This is a genomic window from Bacillus mesophilum, assembly GCF_008923265.1.
GTDB classification, from domain to species: domain Bacteria; phylum Bacillota; class Bacilli; order Bacillales; family Cytobacillaceae; genus Cytobacillus; species Cytobacillus mesophilum.
Genome location: NZ_WBOT01000005.1, coordinates 232,109 through 253,803, shown reverse-complemented (window position 1 = coordinate 253,803; position 21,695 = coordinate 232,109). Strand labels below are relative to the sequence as shown.

23 protein-coding genes and 1 pseudogene are annotated in these 21,695 nt (G+C 39.5%); 18 read left to right on the top strand and 6 right to left on the bottom strand.

Features of this window, described 5'->3' with window-relative positions:
• Nucleotides 1–30 precede the first annotated feature (30 nt).
• The 5 genes from F7732_RS16625 to F7732_RS16605 are packed head-to-tail and all read left to right on the top strand — an operon-like array spanning nucleotide 31 to nucleotide 5,802.
• Complete coding sequence (locus F7732_RS16625; RefSeq protein ID WP_151575119.1) at nucleotides 31–816, top strand: hypothetical protein; 786 nt, start codon at nucleotides 31–33, stop codon at nucleotides 814–816.
• 21 nt (nucleotides 817–837) lie between these two features.
• Complete coding sequence (locus tag F7732_RS16620) at nucleotides 838–1,158, top strand: hypothetical protein (protein ID WP_151575118.1); 321 nt, start codon at nucleotides 838–840, stop codon at nucleotides 1,156–1,158.
• A 15-nt stretch (nucleotides 1,159–1,173) separates the two neighbouring features.
• Nucleotides 1,174–1,482, top strand: coding sequence for a hypothetical protein (locus F7732_RS16615; protein WP_151575117.1), 309 nt, complete (start codon nucleotides 1,174–1,176; stop codon nucleotides 1,480–1,482).
• 19 nt (nucleotides 1,483–1,501) lie between these two features.
• The gene (locus F7732_RS16610; protein ID WP_151575116.1) at nucleotides 1,502–5,158 is read left to right on the top strand and encodes a multicopper oxidase domain-containing protein; all 3,657 of its coding nucleotides are present in this window, start codon (nucleotides 1,502–1,504) and stop codon (nucleotides 5,156–5,158) included.
• A gap of 50 nt (nucleotides 5,159–5,208) precedes the next feature.
• Nucleotides 5,209–5,802, top strand: a complete 594-nt coding sequence (locus tag F7732_RS16605) for an SCO family protein (RefSeq protein WP_151575115.1) — start codon at nucleotides 5,209–5,211, stop codon at nucleotides 5,800–5,802.
• A gap of 183 nt (nucleotides 5,803–5,985) precedes the next feature.
• Here the strand turns inward: F7732_RS16605 and F7732_RS16600 are convergent, their stop codons facing one another.
• A complete protein-coding gene (locus F7732_RS16600) occupies nucleotides 5,986–6,399 on the bottom strand; it encodes a hypothetical protein (RefSeq protein ID WP_151575114.1) in 414 nt (137 codons plus the stop codon).
• 180 nt (nucleotides 6,400–6,579) lie between these two features.
• Nucleotides 6,580–7,419 (bottom strand): YitT family protein, encoded by an 840-nt coding sequence (locus F7732_RS16595; RefSeq protein ID WP_151575113.1) that lies wholly within the window; start codon nucleotides 7,417–7,419, stop codon nucleotides 6,580–6,582.
• Between the two features lie 338 nt (nucleotides 7,420–7,757).
• On the opposite strand from F7732_RS16595, the gene F7732_RS16590 reads away from it, so the two are divergent.
• The 7 genes from F7732_RS16590 to F7732_RS16560 all read left to right on the top strand — a co-directional run bounded on the left by F7732_RS16590 (nucleotide 7,758) and on the right by F7732_RS16560 (nucleotide 14,356).
• Nucleotides 7,758–8,747: a ZinT family metal-binding protein gene (locus F7732_RS16590; protein WP_151575112.1), complete on the top strand. Its 990-nt coding sequence runs from the start codon at nucleotides 7,758–7,760 to the stop codon at nucleotides 8,745–8,747.
• Between the two features lie 103 nt (nucleotides 8,748–8,850).
• Entirely contained in the window at nucleotides 8,851–10,512 is a 1,662-nt protein-coding gene (locus F7732_RS16585; RefSeq protein ID WP_151575111.1) for a metal ABC transporter solute-binding protein, Zn/Mn family, read from the top strand.
• A gap of 541 nt (nucleotides 10,513–11,053) precedes the next feature.
• Nucleotides 11,054–11,767: a metal ABC transporter ATP-binding protein gene (locus tag F7732_RS16580; protein ID WP_371806968.1), complete on the top strand. Its 714-nt coding sequence runs from the start codon at nucleotides 11,054–11,056 to the stop codon at nucleotides 11,765–11,767.
• Nucleotides 11,713–12,546 (top strand): metal ABC transporter permease, encoded by an 834-nt coding sequence (locus F7732_RS16575; protein ID WP_151575110.1) that lies wholly within the window; start codon nucleotides 11,713–11,715, stop codon nucleotides 12,544–12,546. Before F7732_RS16580 ends, F7732_RS16575 begins: the two co-directional genes overlap by 55 nt.
• A gap of 231 nt (nucleotides 12,547–12,777) precedes the next feature.
• Nucleotides 12,778–13,113 carry a PadR family transcriptional regulator gene (locus F7732_RS16570; protein ID WP_151575109.1) on the top strand — a complete coding sequence of 112 codons (336 nt, stop codon included), beginning with the start codon at nucleotides 12,778–12,780 and terminating at the stop codon, nucleotides 13,111–13,113.
• 1 nt (nucleotide 13,114) lies between these two features.
• The gene (locus F7732_RS16565) at nucleotides 13,115–13,453 is read left to right on the top strand and encodes a DUF1048 domain-containing protein (protein WP_151575108.1); all 339 of its coding nucleotides are present in this window, start codon (nucleotides 13,115–13,117) and stop codon (nucleotides 13,451–13,453) included.
• Between the two features lie 390 nt (nucleotides 13,454–13,843).
• The gene (locus F7732_RS16560; protein WP_240056664.1) at nucleotides 13,844–14,356 is read left to right on the top strand and encodes an AAA family ATPase; all 513 of its coding nucleotides are present in this window, start codon (nucleotides 13,844–13,846) and stop codon (nucleotides 14,354–14,356) included.
• Nucleotides 14,357–14,719: 363 nt separating this feature from the next.
• On the opposite strand, the gene F7732_RS16555 is transcribed toward F7732_RS16560, so the two are convergent.
• Nucleotides 14,720–15,331, bottom strand: coding sequence for a YdhK family protein (locus F7732_RS16555; RefSeq protein WP_151575107.1), 612 nt, complete (start codon nucleotides 15,329–15,331; stop codon nucleotides 14,720–14,722).
• 331 nt (nucleotides 15,332–15,662) lie between these two features.
• On the opposite strand from F7732_RS16555, the pseudogene F7732_RS16550 reads away from it, so the two are divergent.
• Nucleotides 15,663–16,139, top strand: a pseudogene (locus F7732_RS16550) (GyrI-like domain-containing protein); the annotation flags it as partial.
• 292 nt (nucleotides 16,140–16,431) lie between these two features.
• Here the strand turns inward: F7732_RS16550 and F7732_RS16545 are convergent.
• Both F7732_RS16545 and F7732_RS16540 read right to left on the bottom strand, forming a co-directional pair.
• Nucleotides 16,432–16,878: a hypothetical protein gene (locus tag F7732_RS16545; RefSeq protein ID WP_151575105.1), complete on the bottom strand. Its 447-nt coding sequence runs from the start codon at nucleotides 16,876–16,878 to the stop codon at nucleotides 16,432–16,434.
• 145 nt (nucleotides 16,879–17,023) lie between these two features.
• Nucleotides 17,024–17,647, bottom strand: a complete 624-nt coding sequence (locus F7732_RS16540) for a LysE family translocator (protein ID WP_151575104.1) — start codon at nucleotides 17,645–17,647, stop codon at nucleotides 17,024–17,026.
• A gap of 145 nt (nucleotides 17,648–17,792) precedes the next feature.
• On the opposite strand from F7732_RS16540, the gene F7732_RS16535 reads away from it, so the two are divergent.
• A complete protein-coding gene (locus F7732_RS16535) occupies nucleotides 17,793–18,338 on the top strand; it encodes a cupin domain-containing protein (RefSeq protein ID WP_151575103.1) in 546 nt (181 codons plus the stop codon).
• Between the two features lie 328 nt (nucleotides 18,339–18,666).
• On the opposite strand, the gene F7732_RS16525 is transcribed toward F7732_RS16535, so the two are convergent.
• Nucleotides 18,667–19,296, bottom strand: a complete 630-nt coding sequence (locus F7732_RS16525) for a homoserine/threonine efflux transporter (RefSeq protein ID WP_151575101.1) — start codon at nucleotides 19,294–19,296, stop codon at nucleotides 18,667–18,669.
• Nucleotides 19,297–19,435: 139 nt separating this feature from the next.
• Between F7732_RS16525 and F7732_RS16520 the strand changes: the two genes are divergently transcribed.
• The 4 genes from F7732_RS16520 (at nucleotide 19,436) to F7732_RS16505 (ending at nucleotide 21,597) form a co-directional block, all read left to right on the top strand.
• Complete coding sequence (locus F7732_RS16520; protein WP_151575100.1) at nucleotides 19,436–20,263, top strand: TrmB family transcriptional regulator; 828 nt, start codon at nucleotides 19,436–19,438, stop codon at nucleotides 20,261–20,263.
• A gap of 192 nt (nucleotides 20,264–20,455) precedes the next feature.
• On the top strand, nucleotides 20,456–20,629 hold the full coding sequence (locus F7732_RS23130; RefSeq protein WP_240056663.1) for a PF20097 family protein: 174 nt from the start codon (nucleotides 20,456–20,458) through the stop codon (nucleotides 20,627–20,629).
• A 44-nt stretch (nucleotides 20,630–20,673) separates the two neighbouring features.
• Nucleotides 20,674–21,054: a DUF4181 domain-containing protein gene (locus F7732_RS16510; protein ID WP_151575099.1), complete on the top strand. Its 381-nt coding sequence runs from the start codon at nucleotides 20,674–20,676 to the stop codon at nucleotides 21,052–21,054.
• A gap of 72 nt (nucleotides 21,055–21,126) precedes the next feature.
• Nucleotides 21,127–21,597, top strand: a complete 471-nt coding sequence (locus F7732_RS16505) for an SRPBCC family protein (protein ID WP_151575098.1) — start codon at nucleotides 21,127–21,129, stop codon at nucleotides 21,595–21,597.
• Nucleotides 21,598–21,695: the final 98 nt, after the last annotated feature.

Genomic DNA, 21,695 nt, shown 5'->3' with positions numbered 1-21,695 from the left:
ATATAGATATTTGAAAGGAGAGGAGGCTAAATGGAGAACGGACAGGAGTCAAAAAAAAGAATTCATTTAAATGAATATATAGAAAGATTGCTAGAGCAAAGGAAGCATGAAGTCAGAAAGAAGGACCCTATTAATGAACTGAATGAACGAAAAGGAGAGGGGCTTACATCTCCTTCAACGATGACGACAACAGAAGAAACACGTTTATTGTTGGAATATATAGATCGAGCAAACATCTTTCATCTATTGGAGAACAATGAAAAACGCGGAAAGTCGTTAAAGCTAAGAAAATTTTTTAAGTCAAAGCGCAATCAGCAGGTAGAGATTTACTCTGCCATCGGAACTGAATCTCATTACAAGGAGGGAAAAGTCAGTACGGTTGGGCGTGATTTTGTCATGCTGACGAATTTAAAGGAACGAGTGTGGATTCCTTATTCTTCTATTCAGTCGGCTAATATTGTCTATGGAATTCCGAACTATTCTAATACGCATCAGCATTATCTCTATGACAATAATCTGCGTACAAAGCTTCTGCGCCAATTTGGAGAAACAGTTTCAAAACGTGATCTTCTAAAGCAGCAATTTATTGAAGAAACCTTAAAGACAAATTTAAACACCTGGAAGGACACATGGGTGAATGTCTGGATCGGCAGTGATGTCAAAAAGCTTGGTAAGATTATTGATTCTGAAGACAAATTAATCATTGCGTTTATGGGAAAAAAAGAAGAAATTCATTTTAATGAGATACGTTATATTGAGACCATTCGGTTGTTAAGCGTATTTACTTATGGCTTTAAAAATTATTATAAAAAGTAGGACAACGGGGGAGGAAGTCATATGACGAGTGAGAAGAATCCGCGCAGCAGCAGTGAAGAACTGGATGACCGTTTTTTCAGAGAGTTATTGGCCCTAAAAGGAACAAGCATCTTAGTTGTAACTGAATCTGATCAGCTCAATTTATTTGGGCAAACCTTTCGTCCAATTTTTTGCGGGGAAATCATTGATGTACAGCAAGGTCATCTGACTCTGTTTCCAGTCAATATTAAAATAATAAATGCCCCACAATTTATTTTTCCCACACCATTAAGCATTCCATTTGAGAAAATTGCTCACTTTACACCTGACTTTGACTGTGATGAAAGAATTCCACTAACGTAAGGAGGGACCTGATAGATGAGTCATGAAAATAGTATAGCAGGAATAAATTTTCCAACTGTCAATGTCATCCATGATCAGGCGCTGGTTGAGGCATTTGTGGAGGGAATTGGCAAAAATATCTTTATCTTAACGCCATCCTATCCATTTGTGTTTATCGGAAAACTTGTAGATGTGATTGAGGATCAGGCAGTGGTGGATGTGAAGGTTACCTCGATATCGGAGCTGGAGAATCGGCAATGGTTCATTCATATTCATCAGATTGAAGTTTACTATATTCAGCAAAAAGGCATGCCGCGAATTCCTGAGTTAAAGACTAACTACTGAGTCATCAAGGGGGAAGGGTATGAAACGTAAATTTCATGTTGTGGCGATTTCGATTCGGATTGTGCTCAACAACTTTGGTGACTACAACCGAAATGGCATCATGTACGTCTTAAAGGAAAATGAACAAAAGGTGAAGGATTTAGTTAAGAAAAATCCTTTTACACCAGTAGATCTGGTGCAGCCGCTTTGTATCCGGGCCAATGTGGGAGACGAAGTGGAAATTTTATTTGAAAATCAGATCCATTACGCAACAGGCATGCATTTTCAGGAAGCTGATTATGATCCGGAAAATTCGGATGGCGCCAATGCTGGCTTCAATCCAAGCTCCTTAGCAGAGCCTGGTGAAAGAATCACTTACACGCTGAATGTGAATCATGAAGGCGTATATATGTTCACTGATTTAGGAAACCCGGACAGCAGTGATCAGGGGACAAATATTAATGGGATGTTTGGCTGTCTGTTTGTGCAGCCGCGCGGATCATGGTGGACTGACCCAGTAACAGGAGGACCGATTAAGAGCGGTGTGTATGCCGATATCCATCATCCTTTCCTGCCCTCCTTTCGGGAATATGCATGGATTTTTCATGATGAAATGCCGACTCGTGATGTAACGGGAAATCGTCCGCTGGATCCGATGACCAATCAAGAGCGTGAATCGACTCATGCGGTGAATTATCGCTATGAACCGATGGAAAATCGAGTCCGATTATTAGAAGAAGGAGTCGTTAGCCCTGATGGTCATGGGGAAGAGGTTCATCATGATTCATGGGTCTTTGGGGATCCGGCAACGCCAATATTACGAGGATACCGTGGTGACCCCGTTAAACTCAGACTTGTTCATGGAGGTGTAAAAGAGACTCATGTTCTGCATTACCATGTGCACCAATGGTCAAAAGATGCCAAAAATACAGAGTCCGAAATATTAGATGCCCAGGCAATCAGTCCGCAGTCCTGGTACACAGTGCAGCCTCATTATGGATTAGGATCACTGCAGGGTGCGATTGGGGACGCGATCATTCACTGTCATCTTTATCCCCATTTTGGGGTTGGGATGTGGGGGATTAATCGCATTTTTGATACACTTCAGGATGGAACAGGGTGTTATCCAAACGGCGAGCCGATTCAGGCCCTGCAGCCGCTGCCTGACCGTCCATGTCCGCCGAAGCCAACCAAAGAAAGACCGGGATTTCCTAACTTTATTCCCGGAAAGCTTGGCTGTAAAGCACCGCGGCCGCCGCTTGGGATCGTGGGCGGACGCGATATGACCGAGCTGGAACGAAACGCGGCGGTGCCAAATGCCAGACCCGGTGCTGTATTTGTCGATTCTTGTGCCATTGCGGATAACCCTGTGGTGCAGGAGTTTAATGTTTCTCTGATTCAGCTTCCGATTGTGTATAATCGCCAAGGCTGGAACGATCCGATCGGAAGAATTTATGTTTTAGATGAAGATATAGAGGATGTGTTAAGCGGAAGAAGAGAGCCGGAACCATTAGTTTTGCATATGACAGCCAATACGTGCGTGCGCATTAATTTTACGAATCGTCTGCCGGAAGTGGTCGGCGGCAACGCATTTCAGCTTGTGACAAGAACATATGAAACGGGCGTTCATGTGCATTTCGTTAAATTTGATGTGCTTGTTTCAGATGGAGCAAATGTAGGCTGGAACTATGACTCAAGTGTTTTATCTGGAGAAACAATCCGCTATGAATATTTTGCCGATGTGGAGTTAAAAGCATGGTTTTTCCATGACCATTTATTTGCGAACTTTCATCAGCCGCATGGTGTCTTTGGCACAGGAGTCGTCCATCCGCGCTTCAGCAAGTTTTTAAATTCCAAAACAGGAGAAGAAGTGGATCATGGCGTGCAAATTACCGCGGTTCATCCGCTCATTCCTGATTACCGAGATTTGGTTCTGATGGTTCAGGATTTTGCTCTGCTATATGACAAAGATGGCTGCCCGCTTCAGCCGCCGGACTTTCCAGGTTCACAGGATGATCCAGGATTATTTGGAGTCAATTATAAAAATGAACCGCTGCAATTCCGGTTAGGAAAAGACAAAGACCCTGCCTATTCGTTTAGTTCATACGTTAATTGTGATCCAATTACGCCGATTCTGCACTGTTATGAAGGTGATCCGATTCGTATAAGGCTTCTACAAGGGGCGCATGAGGAGTCGCACAGTTTTAACATTCATGGCTTGCGCTGGAAGGCGGAGCATCCGGATCCTGAGACTAAATTTAAAGATCAGCAGCATGTTGGGATCTCCGAATCTTTTACACTGGAAATGGCTGTTCCCAGGTCTGGGGATTATTTATGGACGTTTGAAACAGAAGAAGACTTATGGAATGGATTATGGGGATTAATTAGAGCCTTTGAAGAAGAAGTGGATTTTCTCATTCCGCTCCCTGACCGTGAACCACCGCCAGAACGCACAAAAGCGCTGCCGGAGCCGACAGGAAAACCGCCGGAGAAAGCAAAAATCGTTCCATCCCCGGGACCTGTGGATGCTCCTGTTAAAACGTTCAACATCGTCGCCTTTCATAAGCCAATAACGTACAGCAAATGGGATGAACGTGATCCCTTTGGAATTGTCTTTGCTCTTGAGGAAGATGTAGATGATATATTAAAGGGGAAAAATCCAGAACCGCTGATTATACGAGCCAACCAGGGAGATATCGTGGAGATTAAACTGACGTCCCGGCTGCAGTTTGATCAGTTTCCGTTTCCAGATGGAATTTGGCCGTATCCTCCTGTAAAAGAGCAGGCCTTTTACCCGCCGTCTGTCAGGATATCTCTGCATGCGCAGCTTCTTGATTATGATGTGAAAACTTCCGCGGGAGAAACGGTTGGGTTTAACCCTGATCAGTCAGCAGCTCCCGGTGAAATCATCACCTACAAATGGTATGTAGACAATCCGGTAGGCGCCTGCGGATTATGGGATATGACCGATATACGCAACCACCGTTCCCTTGGTACTTTTGGCTGCTTTATCGCTGAGGCTAAAGGGACGAAGTATTTGGATCCTTCCACAGGAGAAGAAGTGAAAACGGGTGCGAATGTAGTCCTGCGCAATCCATATTTGCCGGATACCCGTGAGTTTGTTCTTGTTTTGTATGATGGAGCAAGGCTGGTGGATAAAAAAGGTGATTTAATTGTGGATCCCGTGGATGCCATTTTAAGCGGAGTAGATCCAGAAGATCGTGATGATTTGGTTGATACGTATGATAATGGCTCTAGAGGATTCAATTACCGGACGGAACGACTAATCAACCGGCTCCGAGAGCATCCAGTATTAAAAGATTTATTCAGTTCGAGGGAGTTTGGCGATCCGTCGACACCATTATTTGAAGCATATCCAGGTGATCCGATCACAATTCGGTTAGTTAATCCTTCAGAACGCCGGCGTTCTCATACCTTTCATCTTCATGGCCATTATTGGAATAACGATGACAAAGACATTACCTCTGAAGTGCGATCTGTGGAAGGTGAAATTGTGGCAGGTCATGCCGTTGACTTGCCGCTGCATTACGGAGCAGGCAGTTTATATCAATATCCAGGAGATTATATGTACCGCTCGGGCAACATCCGCTGGGATATCGAGGCAGGAATATGGGGTATTATTCGCGTTCACAAATCCAAGCAAAACCATCTTTTTGTCTTGAAAAAGAAAAAATAAAAATGAAAATAAAATCTAACGGTGATTCCTATGCTGGAGTGTGCTGAAGGATGAAAATCACAAACAAAGTTCTTATTCTGCTGGTCATCTTCGCTGGTTTTTTCCTAGTTTACTGGTTATGGCCAAGTAACGATGGCTTGCCAATCCTGGATGAAGTGGATGCCTTTGAGTTAGACGATGTTCATGGAGATCGTTATCAATCTGAGAATGGCAAAGTGAAATTGGTTGCGTTTTTCTATACAAACTGCCCTGATATTTGTCCGTTAACGATGATGGATTTTAAAATAATACAGTCTATGTTAAAGGATAAAGGTTTATTTGGGGATGAGGTTGAGCTTGTCAGCATTACGCTTGATCCTGCATATGATACCCAAGAGGTCATAAAGGAGTATGCACAAATCTTTGAGACGGATACAAAAGGGTGGAAGTGGCTAAGAGACACCCCGGAAAAAATAAAGGAAATTGCCGGCGAATTTCAGATGCAATATGAATTAGACTCTGAAACAGTACTCTATCATTCTACGACCATGTATTTAGTAGATGAAGAGAACAATATTCGGGCACTATATGACATGGCCTTTGCGAATGAACCTGTGAAGAAGGATGATATAGTGAGAGATATTGAATTATTGGCGGGGGAATGATTTCTTGGTATAGAGCAAGATTTTCCGATAGGGGATAATACGGAGCAGACCAAATCGAAGTTGATTTGGTCTTTTTTCATTTAATAGAGTATAATTTCTGTCTATTTTTATCCGAAAATGTATAGGAAGCTAGGAGAGGTTCACCTATAGATAACTGAGGTACACAGTGTAAGTGGCTTAGGTTTATTCTGCAGTGGTATTTTGATATAAAGTGAATTCCTCCTGCTGATCTAACCATTCGATAGAAAAGGATTGCTGATCTGAATGTTTATGCGGAAAGTCGTAATAATCGGTTGTTTTTATTATTTTTTTCTCTTGTAACGTTTGATCCCCTCCGCCAGTACCAAAACCATTTCCTTCTAGATACCAATTATTCACACTAGTTAAGCTGGTATCATTCCCAATGTATTCAATAATGACTCTACTTTGGCCATTCTTTTCGCCTTTACTCGTAAAAGTAGAAGTAACCTTCCAATTTTCACTGCTGCCTTCAAATACGTAATGTTCACTAATATGCCGCCCTTTAAAAAAGTCGTATGCTAAAAAAACAAACAAGATAAAAGCGAGGGTCAAAATGATTAAATGGATTCTTTTCACTACTCTCACTCCTTTTTACTAAATTATACAGTGTCAGGAGTAAATATTAATGCTTTTTACAAAAAATAGAAATATATTTATTTCAGAGACCAAAAAGTTAAACCAATAGCGTGAAGAGATCTAGCAAAAAGAAGCAAACCCTTTAATAGACAGGTTTGCTTCCTTAGGCAGTATGATTATTCAAGTCTTTGAGATATCCAGAAAACCTTCACCAAATACATCGCGCACATCATGAATCGTTAAAAATGCATTTTTATCCGTAGATTTAACAATTTTCTTCAGTTTGACGACTTCCTGCTTGCTGATGACGATGTATAGAATGTCTTTAGACGTTTTAGAGTAGTAGCCATGGCCGGAGAAAACGGTCACCCCGCGGTCCATTAAGCTGTTTACCTGCTGCGCAATAATGTCTGGTTTCTCCGAAATAACGGTAATAGCCTTTTTCGGGTTGACCCCTTCAATGATGTATTCCATTGCTTTCGTGCCTATATATAACATGACAATCGTAAACATGAGGCTTTCCATCCCAATGATAAAATAAGATGAAAATGCCACAATCAAGTCAAAAAATAATAACCCATAGCTGATGCTCCAGCCAAGATATTTATTTGTGATTCTTGCAAGAATCGTAGTTCCGGCTGTTGTTCCGCCGACTCTGATAATTAACCCGATCCCTACTCCGGCAAAAATGCCTCCAAAAATGGCGTTAATCATAATTTCTTCTGAGGAGATGCTCCAGGACATGGTCAGCTGCAGAAAAAGGGAGTGAAAAACAACCGCAATAATGGTATAAATGGTTGTGATTTTACTTAAAAATTTATATCCTGCAATAATTAAAATTCCGTTTAATATTAAACTGACCAACCCGGGCGACCATTCAAACAGGTAATATAAAATAATCGTAATTCCTGTTACTCCGCCTTCACCAAGATCATTCGGAATAATAAAAAGATTCACGGCTAAGGCAAAAATAAATGAACCTAGTAAAATGTAAATGATATCAATAACTCTTTTCTTCACGGTTAACCTTCTTTCTCAAGATGTATATCTCATATAGTCCCTACCTATCTTACTACAGAGCTTAGCAGGCGGAAACACCTCAAGCATTACTTTCAGAATAAAAAACATAAATGCAAACTTGGGGACATAGTATTGATTTGGGTATGGACCATGACCGTTTGTTGCATCCAGAAAAAATGCTCCCAATTATAATCAGTATCAATTTGATTATATATTCCTAATTTGATATTTTCACCATTTCAATCCCTGAAAAAGCTTGACAGATGATGTAATCAAGTGTTAGTTTTTAAAACGTAATAATTACGATTTGAATACATATAAGATGGGGAGAGGGAAAGATGAAGAAACTATTATTTAGTTTGCTGTTCCTGACTGTTTTCTTAGCAGCTTGCCAGGGAACGAATGATCAGGTTGATGGAACAGAGGAAACAGAAGCAGAGGTACATGAAGAAGAGGATCATCAACATGATGAAGAAACGAATCATCAAGATGCCCCTGAAAATGTAAAAATAGAGGGACTTGGTGATCATTACCATACTGGTGACGAAATTAAGTTAACAGCTGTCCTGGATGAAGAAACAGAATATGATCATTGGCATTGGTATAGCAGAGAATCAGCTGATGATGAATGGGTAAGCGTTGAAGGACAGGAATCAGAAGTATTTACGGCAGAAGCAGAGATTAATGGATTAGAAGTCAAAGCCGTTTTGCTAGATGATGACCACAATCCAAGCGCACAATCAGCTCCTGTAACAATCGTGATTGATGATCATCATGGAAACGATGAAGCAAGCAGACAAATTTATAATGGCTATTTTGAAGATGAGCAAGTAGAAGATCGCCCATTGTCTAACTGGGAAGGTGATTGGCAGTCTGTATATCCATATCTTGTATCAGGAGATTTAGATGTTGTATTTGAACATAAAGCAGAAAGCGGAGATATGACCGCAGAAGAATACAAAGAGTATTACACAACAGGTTATATAACAGATGTAGACCGCATTACGATTGAAGATAGCGTTGTTACTTTTTATGAGAATGGCCAAGAGAGTTCAGGAACATATGAGGCAGACGGCTATGAAATTCTTCAGTATGAAAAAGGGAACAGAGGAGTTCGTTATATCTTTAAATTAACAGATGGCGCAGAGAACATGCCACAATTCATTCAATTTAGCGACCATAGTATTTTCCCGGTTGAATCCTACCATTACCACTTGTATTGGGGAGATGACCGCGCAGAATTGTTAGAAGAAATGGATCACTGGCCAACCTACTATCCTTCCGATTTGGATACTGACGGTTTAGTGCGTGATATGTTAGCACATTAATTCTGTAGGTTTAAAAAACACCATATAATTTTGTTGAAATTAGGAGAATTCTAGATATTAAATCGTAATTATTACGTTTTTATGCAGTTGGAGGGAAAGAGAAATGAAAAAATGGTTTGGTTTAATGCTGGTCATGTCTACTATTCTATATGGCTGTCAAAGTTCCGACGAAAACAGTGAAGAAAATACAGAAGGTAAGCTATCTGTTGTTACATCCTTTTATCCTATGTATGAGTTTGCCCGCCAAGTGGCTGGAGAGCGAGCCGAAGTCTCATTAATGGTATCAGCAGGTGAAGATGCACATCATTATGAGCCAAGTGCTAAGGATGTTGCAAAGGTAAATGAAGCAGATGTGTTTGTCTATAGCAGTGAAGAGATGGAACATTGGGCTGAAAGCTTATTAGAGACGACTGAGAATGATAAATTAGTTGTTGCGCGTACAGCTGATGGCGTTGAATCAGCTCATAGCCATGAACATAGTGGTGGTGAAGAACAAGAACCTGTAAACATTGAAATCCAAGGTGCTGCTGAACATTACCATACTGGTGATATGATCAAATTAAGTGCAGTAACAGATAATGGTGCAGATTTTGAACATTGGCACTGGTATACGAGAAAAAGTGCTGATGAGGAGTGGGTAGCAATACCAAATGAATTCTCCTCCGAACTTGAATATTTAGCATCCATTGACAATTTCGAAGTTCGCGCTGTCTTATTTGATGATAATCATAGAGAGTTTGCAGAGTCCGAGCCTGTAAAGATTGTTATTGATAACCATGGCGAAACACCTGGCCACGGGGAGGAAGAAGCCCATGAGCACGGTGAGGAAGAGGAACACGAACATGGTGATGAAGCAGGGCATGAACATAGTGATGAGCATTCAGATGAAGAGGGACATGATCACAGTCATGGTGAAGGTGAGGAAACAAATCACGATCATGAACATGGAAGTGCAGAAGGTGCTGAGTCTGTAGAGATCATTGGATTAGCAGATCACTATCATACAGGTGATGTCGTTACCCTTGTGGCAGAACTGCAAGGTGAGACGGACTATCAGCATTGGCATTGGTATTCACGCTCAGGAGAAAATGAGGAATGGGAAGCTATTTCTGGTCAGGAAACCGATCATTTTGAATATAAAAATACAGGAGAGAGCTTTGACGTAAAAGCAGTCCTGCTTGATGATGATCATAATATGTATGCTGAATCAGAGCCGATTTCCGTTTTAATTGATGACCATGAAAATAAGGATCCCCATATATGGCTTGATCCTGTTTTAGCGCAAGAGCAAGTGAAAATCATCCGTGATGCTCTTATCAAAGCAGATCCAGATGGAAAAGAAGTCTACGAAAAAAATACAGAGGCTTTTAACAATGAATTGCAAGAATTGCATGAGGATTACGAAGCTGCTCTAGAAGATGCAGAAAAACGTGTATTTGTTGTACAGCATCAGGCTTTTGGCTACTTAGCAGATCGGTATGATTTAGAACAAATTGCCATTGGCGGCTTATCAACAGAAGTGGAACCAAGTCCTTCACGTATAGCTGAGATTGGAGACTTAGTAAAAGAACATAAAGTGCCGATCATCTACTATCAGCAGGGAGCCAACTCAAGCATTGCTGAAACAGTTGCAGCCGAAACAGGAACAAAGACAGCCACATTATTTGATTTAGAAGTACTCTCTAAAGAATTAGAAGAAAAAGATTTAGGATATATTGAAGCAATGCGGGAAAACCTGGAGTCTTTACAGCTGAGTGTACAATAATTGAGCAGGGTGGCGTGGCTGCTGGCTAATGCTTGAAGTCTGGTTGGATTTTTGGGAGTTGATCGGGCGTATTAACACCCAAAGTCCGCTTTCTTTCGCAAGATGGGCAGTTAACCGAGGATTTAAACGCCCGAAGTCGGGTGAAAGTCGTAAGATGGGTAGTTAACCGAGGATTTAAACGCCTGAAGTCGGGTGAAAGTCGCAAGATGGGCAGTTAACCGAGGATTTAAACGCCCGAAGTCGGGTGAAAGTCGCGAGATGGGTAGTTAACCAAGAATTTAAACGCCCGAAGTCGAGTGAAAGTCGTAAGATGGATAGTTAACCAAGGATTTAAACGCCCGAAGTCGGGTGAAGGTCGTAAGATAGGCAGTTAACCAAGAATTTAAACGCCCGAAGTCCGGAGAAAGTCGCAAGATGAGTAATTAATAACAGCCAAAGACAGTAACTCCCCAAAGTCGGGGAGTTACGCCACTAACCTAAATGGTCATATTCCCCCTCAGCTAAAATATAAATATACTAGAATCTCATAAAGAAAGGTCGCATGATTGTGCATTATATTGAAGTAGAAAACCTTGCCTTTCATTATAAAGAAGAGCCTGTTTTAGAGAATATCTCTTTTGTGGTGGGTCCCAAAGATTTTGTGATGCTGACAGGAGAAAACGGTGCAGCAAAGACGACGCTTTTGCGAAATATTTTGGGTCTTTTAAAACCATCAAAAGGAAGGGTTCAGCTTTCAAAGAAAAATCAATATGGTGAGAAGCTGGTAGTTGGTTATGTATCACAGCAGATTGCCTCTTTTAATGCTGGTTTTCCGAGCACGGTTCTGGAACTGGTTCAATCCGGCCGTTACCAAAGAGGCAAATGGTTTAAACGACTCGATCAAGCAGACAAAGAGCATGTCCGCCGCTCTTTAGAATCTGTAGGAATGTGGGACATGCGCCATAAAAAGATAGGGGAGCTGTCAGGCGGGCAAAAGCAGCGAATTTCTATTGCGCGTGTGTTTGCAACTGACCCTGACTTATTTATTCTGGATGAACCTACCACGGGTATGGATGTCCATTCCCGGGAAGAATTTTATCAATTACTAAGACACAATTGCCTAGAGCATGGCAAGGGAATTCTAATGGTTACGCATGACCATGAAGAAATTCGCCATTACGCTAATAAGCATATTGAGTTAGTGCGGAAGGAGGGCTCACCTTGGAGATGTTTCTCTATGGATTCATGCAAAGAGCTTTCCAAGCTTCCATCCTAATTTCTCTCATTGCCCCCATATTAGGATTGTTTTTGATTCTCCGCAGGCAATCTCTTATGGCGGACACTCTATCACATATTTCTTTAGCGGGAGTGGCACTAGGTCTGTTAATGGGTGTGAATCCTACATGGACCAATATTTTAGTAGTGGCTGTTATAGCTGTTTTATTAGAATTTTTACGGCAAATGTACCGAACCTATTCAGAAATTTCAGTTGCGATATTAATGTCTGCTGGAATGGCTCTGGCACTGGTATTAATGGGGTTAAACGACGGTGGAGCAACACTGAGCATGACGCAGTTTTTATTTGGCTCCATAGTGACCATTAGTGAACAGCAAATCTGGATGTTAATCGCCTTAACAGCTATTATTGGTGTCCTTTATTTTATTTTTCGAAAGCCTATGTACATTCTTACGTTTGACGAGGAAACAGCTTTTACTGCAGGTTTGCCGATTAAACTGATGTCCATATTGTTTAATGTGCTAACAGGAGTTACGATCGCGATCATCATGCCAATCGTCGGGGCTTTGCTTGTCTCGGCCATCATTATTTTGCCTGCGGCCATCTCACTGCGGCTAAGCAAAAGCTTCATGGGTGTCATTTTTCTAGGAATGTTTATCGCCCTTGCCGGTATGCTGAGCGGATTGGTAGCTTCCTATGAATTAGGTACCCCGCCTGGTGCTTCCATTACCTTAATTTTAATGGTGATCTTTGCTGCTGCCACCTTGTTGAAATTTTTATGGCGCCAGGTAAGGTTAGGCCGATTGAAAAGGATATAAAATCATACTCACCCTAGTGTGAAATGCCTTAGCCAGCTATATTCTTTATCTAAATAATGTTTCAGGAGCCGTTATAAAATGCCTTTCTGCCTTTGCAGGAAGGTTTTTTTTATGAAAATAATGATTTGAAGTTATTGACATCATTCAGTACTATGCGATACTATATAGTGGTAGTTAGTAATACTGAATACCGTTAATACAGAGTACTAAAATATAATGGAGGACAAAATTTTGGATAATATCACTGAAATGCTGAAAGGAGTGCTGGAGGGGTGTGTGCTCGAAATCATCAGCCGCGGCGAAACATATGGCTATGAGATCACACAGCAGCTGCGGGAACTCGGATTCACCGATGTCGTTGAAGGCACGGTCTATACGATTACAATGCGGCTTGAGAAAAATAATCTGGTGAACATCACGAAAAAAGCCTCCACTAAAGGACCGCCAAGAAAATTCTACACACTCAATGCAGCCGGCCAAGAGCATCTCCAGACGTTTTGGAGAAAATGGGAATTTGTTTCAAGTAAAATCACGGAGCTTAAAAACAAAGAAGAAGGAGAGATCTGATATGAGTATCTTTGAAAAATTAATTGGAAGTCTTGATGACAAGCGGGAATGGAAAGCGCTGGAGAGCCGTGCGAAGGCACTTCCAAGTGAATACCACAATGCGTACGAAGCCATAAAAAAATATATATGGACCGCAGATGGTCCTTCTGACTGGCAGGACACGAATCGGATTTTTACGGGGATTATTGATCTTTTTGAACAAGGAGCAGCAGATGGCAAAAAAGTAACGGAGCTGACCGGAACGGATGTAGCCGCATTTTGTGATGAGCTGTTGAAGGACACAAAAACGTGGAGAGACAAATACCGCGATAAGTTGAATGATACGATTGGCAAAGGGTAATCTCATGCAGCGAGAGTGAATGCTATAAGAAAATAGATTCGAAAGAAAGTAGTTTCCTGAAAAACTGCTGGGTTTTTCCTTATGCATAACAAGCTATTTTGAGAAGTAAATAAAGGGAGGAATTCCGCTTATTCCGGGAAATGACCTTAATTCCTGCAAAATAAGCGGAGTTTTTCCACCTATTTGAACCAAATCCTTATATTTCGTTACAAATTTAGCTGTTAACCGGAATTTTTCCGCTTATTTCCTCCATTTTAGCCTCTTTTTATAAATTAACCGGAATTTCTCCGCTTATGAAGAGGATTCTAGGATTGTTAGACGCCGTTTATCAAAAGCAAAGGAAAAATATACACCATTGTAGAATATGTGAATGGAACCCTGTTTGAGGAGGTGCCATTTATAAAAACAATCCCGAAGAAAATACATATCATTGGATCTGTGGGAAGCGGCAAAACTACTCTGGCTAAAGAGCTTTCGGCAAAGTTCACAATCCCATATTACGAGTTAGATAATGTGGTATGGATCAGGCATAATTCAGGTGATAAAAGAAGGACTGAAGAGGATAGAGAAGATTATTTAAATAGCATTATTCATTCAGAAAGCTGGATCATCGAAGGTGTGCATAATGAAGAATGGGTTTCCGAAAGCTTTCGGCACGCAGAGATTATCATTTTTCTTGATACAAACTATTCAATCCGCATCTATCGAATCATAAAGAGATTCTTGCGGCAGAAACTGCGTTTAGAACAGGCTCACTACAAGCCCACGGTAAAGATATTCTTTAGTATGTTTAAATGGAACCGCCATTTTGAAGACGTTGGGAAACCAAACTTTTTTAATAGATTTAAGAATTATCATGATAAAGTAATTGTTGTAAATAACAAAGATCACTTGTATTTATGAATGGAATCGTACAGATAAGAAAGTAATGATGGAAAGATAAAACCTATACCAAAGGCTGTTTATATGGAATTAATTAAAAAAAGAAGTAACCATCTTTTCAATACGCAATAGGTTTATTTCTCGTAATATTTATAGTTGCCTTTCTTGTATTATTTGTGTTTGGAGAATAAGGTAAGATTTCGAAATAGGAACCCGTTCAGCCGAAGGGTTCCTATTTTAATGTTAGATGGACAGGAATATTTAAAGGTTAAAAGAGCCATCAGCACTCTTGAACAGTAACCGCCCAAGATTGAACTATAGATCTGGGGCAATTTATTTCTTTTTACTATTAATAGTTATAGCAATGAAATTCCACAGAGTTAACTATAATGAGGACAATTCGCCTTCTATCACCCATTTATGATAGGTAACTGCTTCTTCCGTTTCAGTGTCAATATAATCAACCATGTATACTGTAGTTTGCTCAGCAGAATCAATAACCGCTGCTGCTCCATTCATCCCATCCATATGATCAGCCTCTAAAACCACTTCATCTCCAGGCTGAAAGGGTGCGGAGCCTTCATTTTCAAGCTCTTCATGTACTACCCATTTATGATCTTTCACTAATTCACCGTCTGTTGTTGAGGTATATGTTACAGTATAAACTGTTGTATCAAAGGCACCGGATATTTCTGCTTCAGCACCGTTCATTCCAGTCATGTGCTGAGCGTTGATAATAGCCTTGCTGCCAACAGGATAGGCTGGTTTTTCGCTTTCTGTCATACCTTCTGCCACTTCACTAGAACCAGAGTGATTCATTCCTTCATGATCAGAATGAGCATCTGACTCTTTATCTGTCACTGTATCCACCTCTTCATGTGAATGAGAGTCATTGCCGTTATTTTCGTCTGAGACATTTTCATCACTTCCACCGCAAGCTGATAAGCCGAACACTGTTAGTAAGGTCAGTATTCCTATTAATACATATTTGTTCATCTGAGTTCCTCCATTCAAACATATTTTAGTCAGCTAAGAAGTCTTTTAGTTATAATACCCCCATGAGGTATAATTGTCAAAAGACTTTATAACTACTTGTTATTGATTAATAAGAAGACTAACTGTCTCTCAAAAAATGAAAATGTATTAAGGACCTGACAGGGGCGATTATGTACTTCTTGAAAAAAATAGTGGTCTGAAATAGTCATGGATCGTACAATTAGAGAAGGAATTTGAATCATTTTAAGAGAAACATATAAACATCTATCATTAAATGACTATATTCAGAATTGATCAGTTGAAAAAGGTGCTTTCAAACATTCACTAAAAGAGAGGTGATGAAATGGAGTATCGAATAGAACATTTGGATATTCATTTAAAATTGATTGGCAGAGGAACGCAGGTTCAAACAAACAAAGCATTTCAAGCAATTCCGACGATTTGGAATACGGCAACAAAGGATGGATTTGTACAGAAATTGGTGAATCTGTCGTGGGAAAAACCTAAATGTAAGCTGGAAGGTCTATTGGGGGTTTGTGGAAAAGAGGCTGTCATTCTAGATGATGAGTTTTCATACTTTATAGGTGTAAGATACGATGGTGAAGTGCCAAGTGATATGGAATCCCTAGTAATTTCTCATCGAACTTGGGCAGTTTTTCCTGACATAACCACTGCATGGAAGGGATTATATACAGAATGGGCTCTAAGCTCTGGCTACGAACTGGCTAATGTGCCTTGCATTGAATGTTATTATCCCCCAGAGCGTCAACCCAGTAATGAGCTTTGGGTGCCTGTTATAGATAAATAATATACAAAGTGGAATTTTTTAGATATTAAAATCAGCGGAGCATTATTTAGAAAACTGTGAGTTCAGCAAGTGGTAGAAACTTTGTAAATTACTCTACAGTTTTATTCCGTAAAAATATGTTAAATTTTGATGGGAGGAAAGCTTATGAGCAAGTATGGCTTAGCGGCTGCAATAAAGATAATATGCATTAAGATGCCAAAAGAGGAAGATGCGGAAAAAGTCATGGAAGAATGGTTGAGTGGTTCTAGAATTAACAAATAAAAGCGCTTGGGCTATTCCAAGCGCTTTTATTCTATTTTACTTCAATAACAAATGCAAAAATTGAACTGCCTTTTTCCCAACTAGCAGAAACATCATACACATATATCCCTTTTTCTTTTGGCAGCAGAATATGATCATTTATTGAGATATCTTTAGTTTCTTCATTACTCAGCCACTGATTTACATTTAATGAATCTTCTAGAGGCTGCTCTTTAAAAGCTATTTTCAGTTTGGAAAGCGGAGATACAACGATCGGTTTTATGCCTTGGTCTTGAATGACATTGGGAGGAGAACTTGTAGTGGCACAAACTGAATGAAGTAAACCATCCCAACAATATGAACCTTGTACAGCGTCAACCTTTTTCCCTTCGACGGTTATTTTTGGTGATGGTGGCTTTGAACTGAATAATGAGATCGCGCTATAAATACCAATTGCTAATACTAGTAACAAGATTATTGTTATTAATCCCTTTTTCATTTTCTCCCCTTATTGAATAATAATTTGAGAAATTTCGCCGTAATTTATTTTAACATAAAATTCCAAATCTGTATGAGGATGCAGACAATCATAAAGAGCTGAATCATTTGAGATTCAGCTCTTACTAAGTCATTTTAAAATATGTTTATGCCTGCTTATCAAAAGCCAGCTTCAGCCCAAATCCAATTAAAACAAGCCCTGTTGCTTTATCCATCATCTTTTGTACTTTAGGCGCCATCAGCCAATTTCGTAAATAGTTAATGAAAAAGACATAGATGAAAAACCAAGAGATAGACAAGAGTGTGTAGATAACACCCATAAGAATCAGCTGCTGGGTTGTGTTTTCTCCTGCTTTCACAAATTGAGGCAAGAAGGTTAGGAAGAACATAGCAACCTTTGGATTAAGGACATTTGAAAGAAGTCCTTGTTTAAAGGCTGATTTTCTGGTGTCAAAATGTGTTTGTTTTTCAGCAGGAGCAGATCTCTGTTTTTTCCAAGTGATAAACGAAGACAGTCCAAGATAGATCAAGTATATCGCACCAATATATTTAACGATTTCAAAAGCTAGAGCAGACTGCATGAGAATAGCGGAAAGTCCAAAAGCTGCAGCGAAGGTATGAACTAACGATCCAGCGGTAATCCCTAAAGCCATTTGATAGCCATCTTTTCTTCCATCTGCAATCGTTCTTTTTGTGATCAGAGCAGTATCAATCCCCGGACTCATCACAACAAATAACGAAAGAACTAGAAACGTAAAGAACTCATTCATCACTCTCACTCCTTTACTGACTTGAAAAATACCATCAAGTACAATAAGATTTAATATATATTAAGTGTAGTTTAACAGATTGTATAAGTTTGTTAAATATAAATTAATAAAATTAAAATGTATTTATTTCTAAAAGGGGTTTCGAATGGAAAATATAGATATCGGAAAAAAAGTCGAGAAATATAGAAAAGCAAAAGGCTGGAGCAGCAGGCAATTAGCGAAAATCGCAGAAATTACTCCATCAATGTTAAGTCAAATTGAACGGGGTTTGGCGAATCCATCTATTCAGACACTGAAGGTGTTGGCGAAAGCACTTGATGTTCCCACCTTTAGTTTTTTATTAGAAGAATCTAATACAGAGGAGTTAATTGTTCGGCACAATGAGCGTAAGCATATGGTAGTTGAAAATCTTTCGTATGAATTGCTGTCTCCTGATTTTACAGGAACATTGGCAACAGCCATAATGAATGTTCCGCCCAACTCATCCTCGTCTGAAAAACTTCTCGAACATAAAGGAGAAGAAGTCGCATATGTCTTGCAGGGGAAAATTAAAGTGTACCTAAACGATCAGGAATATATTTTAAACACTGGAGATAGTGTCAAAATTCCAGCATATATGAAGCATAAATGGGAAAATTATTTTAATGAGCATGCCTCGATTCTTTTTTCAGTCACTCCGCCAGCGTTTTAAGTTATTCGAAACAGTAGAAAAAGTGGTTTGGTAATTAAATATTTAACATGACCATAGAACTGAATGATTAGGAAGTGTCGCTTTCTAATCATCCGGTTTTTTATTTTTTTATAAATTATCTTTTAATACATGAGTGAAATGGAGCGGAGGACACTCGACTCCTGTGGGCAATAGAGGAAAGGCTGAGACCCCGCAGAAGCTTTTTGCTTCGAGGAGGCTCAGCTTCCTCCCCACGGAAAGCGAGGGTCCGCAGCTCAGGTGGAACGGGCTTGGTTCAATAACCAAACCATGACACTGAAATTAGTATTTTAGTATTGTACTAGCTTTTTTAAATCCCTGTCTTAACACCAAATCCAACTAAAATAATGCCAGTTGATTTTTGGAATGCCTTTTGGAATTTAGAATTATTCAGCCATTTTTTAGCATAATCAATCACATAGACAAGGGTTAGAAACCATAAAACAGCAAGTAAGGTAAGAATGGAAGCTAACAGGATTAATTGCTGGTTAATGTGCCCGTTCAAATCAATAAATTGAGGCATAATTGTTATATAAACCAGTACGGTTTTAGGATTGAGGACATTACTCAGTAATGCTTGCATAAAGGACTCTTTATTGTGGGTGCTTGAAGAATGAACAGGTGAATTGGCTTGTTCTTTCATTTCCTCCAGGGAAAACACACTTTTAGCAAAAAAGCTTTTGATCCCTAAATAAATTAAGTAAGCAGCTCCCAAATACTTAATTGTATTAAAGAGAATAACAGACTGTGCAATGACAACAGATAATCCAAGAATCGCAATAAGCGTCCAAAAGGAGAGTCCAGTGACCATACCGAGGACCGTATAACGTCCGGCTTTTGTGCCGTAGCTTAGAGTGTTTTTTACCAAAAGCATCGTATCTGCACCAGGAATAATGACCATCATTGCAGCAATCGATATGTATGTAAGTAAACTATCCATTATCTTTTCCTCCTAATTATATAGTGACTACCAAGGTAACTACTTTTCTGAGTATAGCAGAAGGATTTGGAAATGATCAATACGTTTTGATAAAATATTAGTTACTATAGTAGCGACTAATACTGAGGGTGAACAAGTGATGAAAGAAGTTATTTATGAAACATTAAAAAATCTGCATTTTACGGAATATGAAGCGAAAGCATATCTAACCTTATTGGAGGAATCTCCATTAACAGGATATGCCGTAGCGAAAAACTCTGGTGTACCTCGGTCGAGAATTTATGAGGTTCTGGACAGTCTCACTTTACGCGGAGATATTTTAGTTAGTCCCGGCAGCACGCCGCAATATACCCCTGTTCCTGCTAAGGAGTTAATAAAAAATCGACGCAGGGAAGCGGAAGAGAATTTTGAACTGGCCGAAAAATCATTAGCAGAGTTTGAACGTTCTGCTAATGACCGGGAAAATATATGGAATATCACAGGAAGCAGTGAAATTCTTGATAAGGTCAAAGATTGTATATGCTCGGCCAAAAAGAGAATCCTTTTAGAGGTGTGGGATGAGGAGTACGCGGCGTTGGAGTCTGAACTAAGGCAGGCAGCCAAAAAGGGTGTGGATATAACCATCATCTCTTATGGTGAAATCACGTCTGATTTTGCTCAGGTGTACCATCACTATATGGGAGATGAGATTACTGATGAGTATGGCGGGCGATGGATTGTTATTAGCTCAGATGATACAGAAGTCGTAGCAGGAATTGTTTCTTTGGGAAAAGATAGCCGAGCAGCATGGACAAGACATGTCGGTTTAGTGATGCCAATTACAGAGTTTATCATTCATGATTTGTATCTCATGGAAATTATGGAGAAGCATACAGATCAATTAGAAGAAAGCTTTGGCAAAAACCTTATCCATTTACGGCACAAATTTTCGATTCATCCAGACTTTAAAAAACATTATGTTAAATAACTTAAAGAATGAATGAGTAAACGATTACTTTACTTCACATTTAACCTAAGCTGCCGCGTTTGGCAGCTTTTTAATTTTATAAGAGGGCAGGTTACTTCATAAGTCACATAGAATTTAAATATAAGGAAATGGAAAAGGTGGTTTAAATTTACATGATTGATGTGACACAATGCCCTCAGGTGCAATAATAATGTGAAGCACGGATATATTTTCTCATCTCGCCGAATTAGCTGGTCCGATTCTCCAGAGTCCATTTTTGCTGATTATGATCATGAAGCATTAAGTAAAGATGCTTATTTTAAGATAAAAAAAATCCCCGCTATTAGATGTGAAGAATGCAGGTTAGTACTGTTTAAACATGATTAAGTACAGTAAATAAATATAAAATATAGGTGAAGGGGGAAGTTGTAATGAATTTTTTTATCTTCTTCTTATTCCTTTCTTTAGTGTTTTTTGCACTTGAAAGAGGACTGGTTAAAGTATTCGGAATTAAGAGGAAAAGCCTTTCTGAAACGGCTGGTAAAAAGATTGATCAATGGGGACGTGGCATTCTTTTGGTTGCCTATCTGAGTGTGCTGCTGTTTGTGCTTGAAATAGATTTAGATATTAAATGGTATTTGATTTGCTTCTTTATGATCTCTTTCGTTTTTGAAATGGTCATGGAGTGGGTGTATTTAAAAGAGACTAAGCAATATATTATTACTCTTGTATTTCTAGTGATCTCTGTCCCTATTCTCTATAATAGTGAGATCATTATGGAACAGATTGATTTTTTCATAAATGGTTTCTAACTAAGAACGTTTAAAAAAGATATAAAGATGTAGAAGATTCACAAAAACTTATAAAATCCGAGGTGATGTAAGTTGAAAGAATGGACAAAGACCATTGAAATAGATGCGCCCATCGATTATGTATGGAGCTTTTTAGACGGATCAGTTGAGAACATGCAGAGAATTATGCCAGAGGTCCTTGAGAATAAACCCGTTAAAGTGACAGAAGAAAAGGTAGGAAGTATTTATCGCCAAAAATATAAAGAAGGCAAAAGAATAGAAGAATATGATGTTGAAACTTTAGAATACCTCAATACTCCCGACAAGAAAAACCTGAAAGTTGGTTTCACGTTAGCAAAAATGTTCGAAATTACCGCAAAGTATGAATTAAGAAAAATCAACGATCAGAAAACTGAGTTTACATACACTACCAGAAATGAGCCGCTAAAAGCGTTCCTCAAACTATTTTTATTTTTTGCAGGCGATCGAGTTGTAGTGAAGTTTTGTGAGAAGGTGAAAAAAGAGGCTGAGGCTGACTATCAAAATTCGTCTTCTTTAAGGTGAAGATGCAATTTGACAAGGAATTTTAATGAGTGTGTGCGAGATTATGTTAGTTGCATAATCTCTTTTTTTTATGCATGAAGACAAAGTCTGCCTATCAA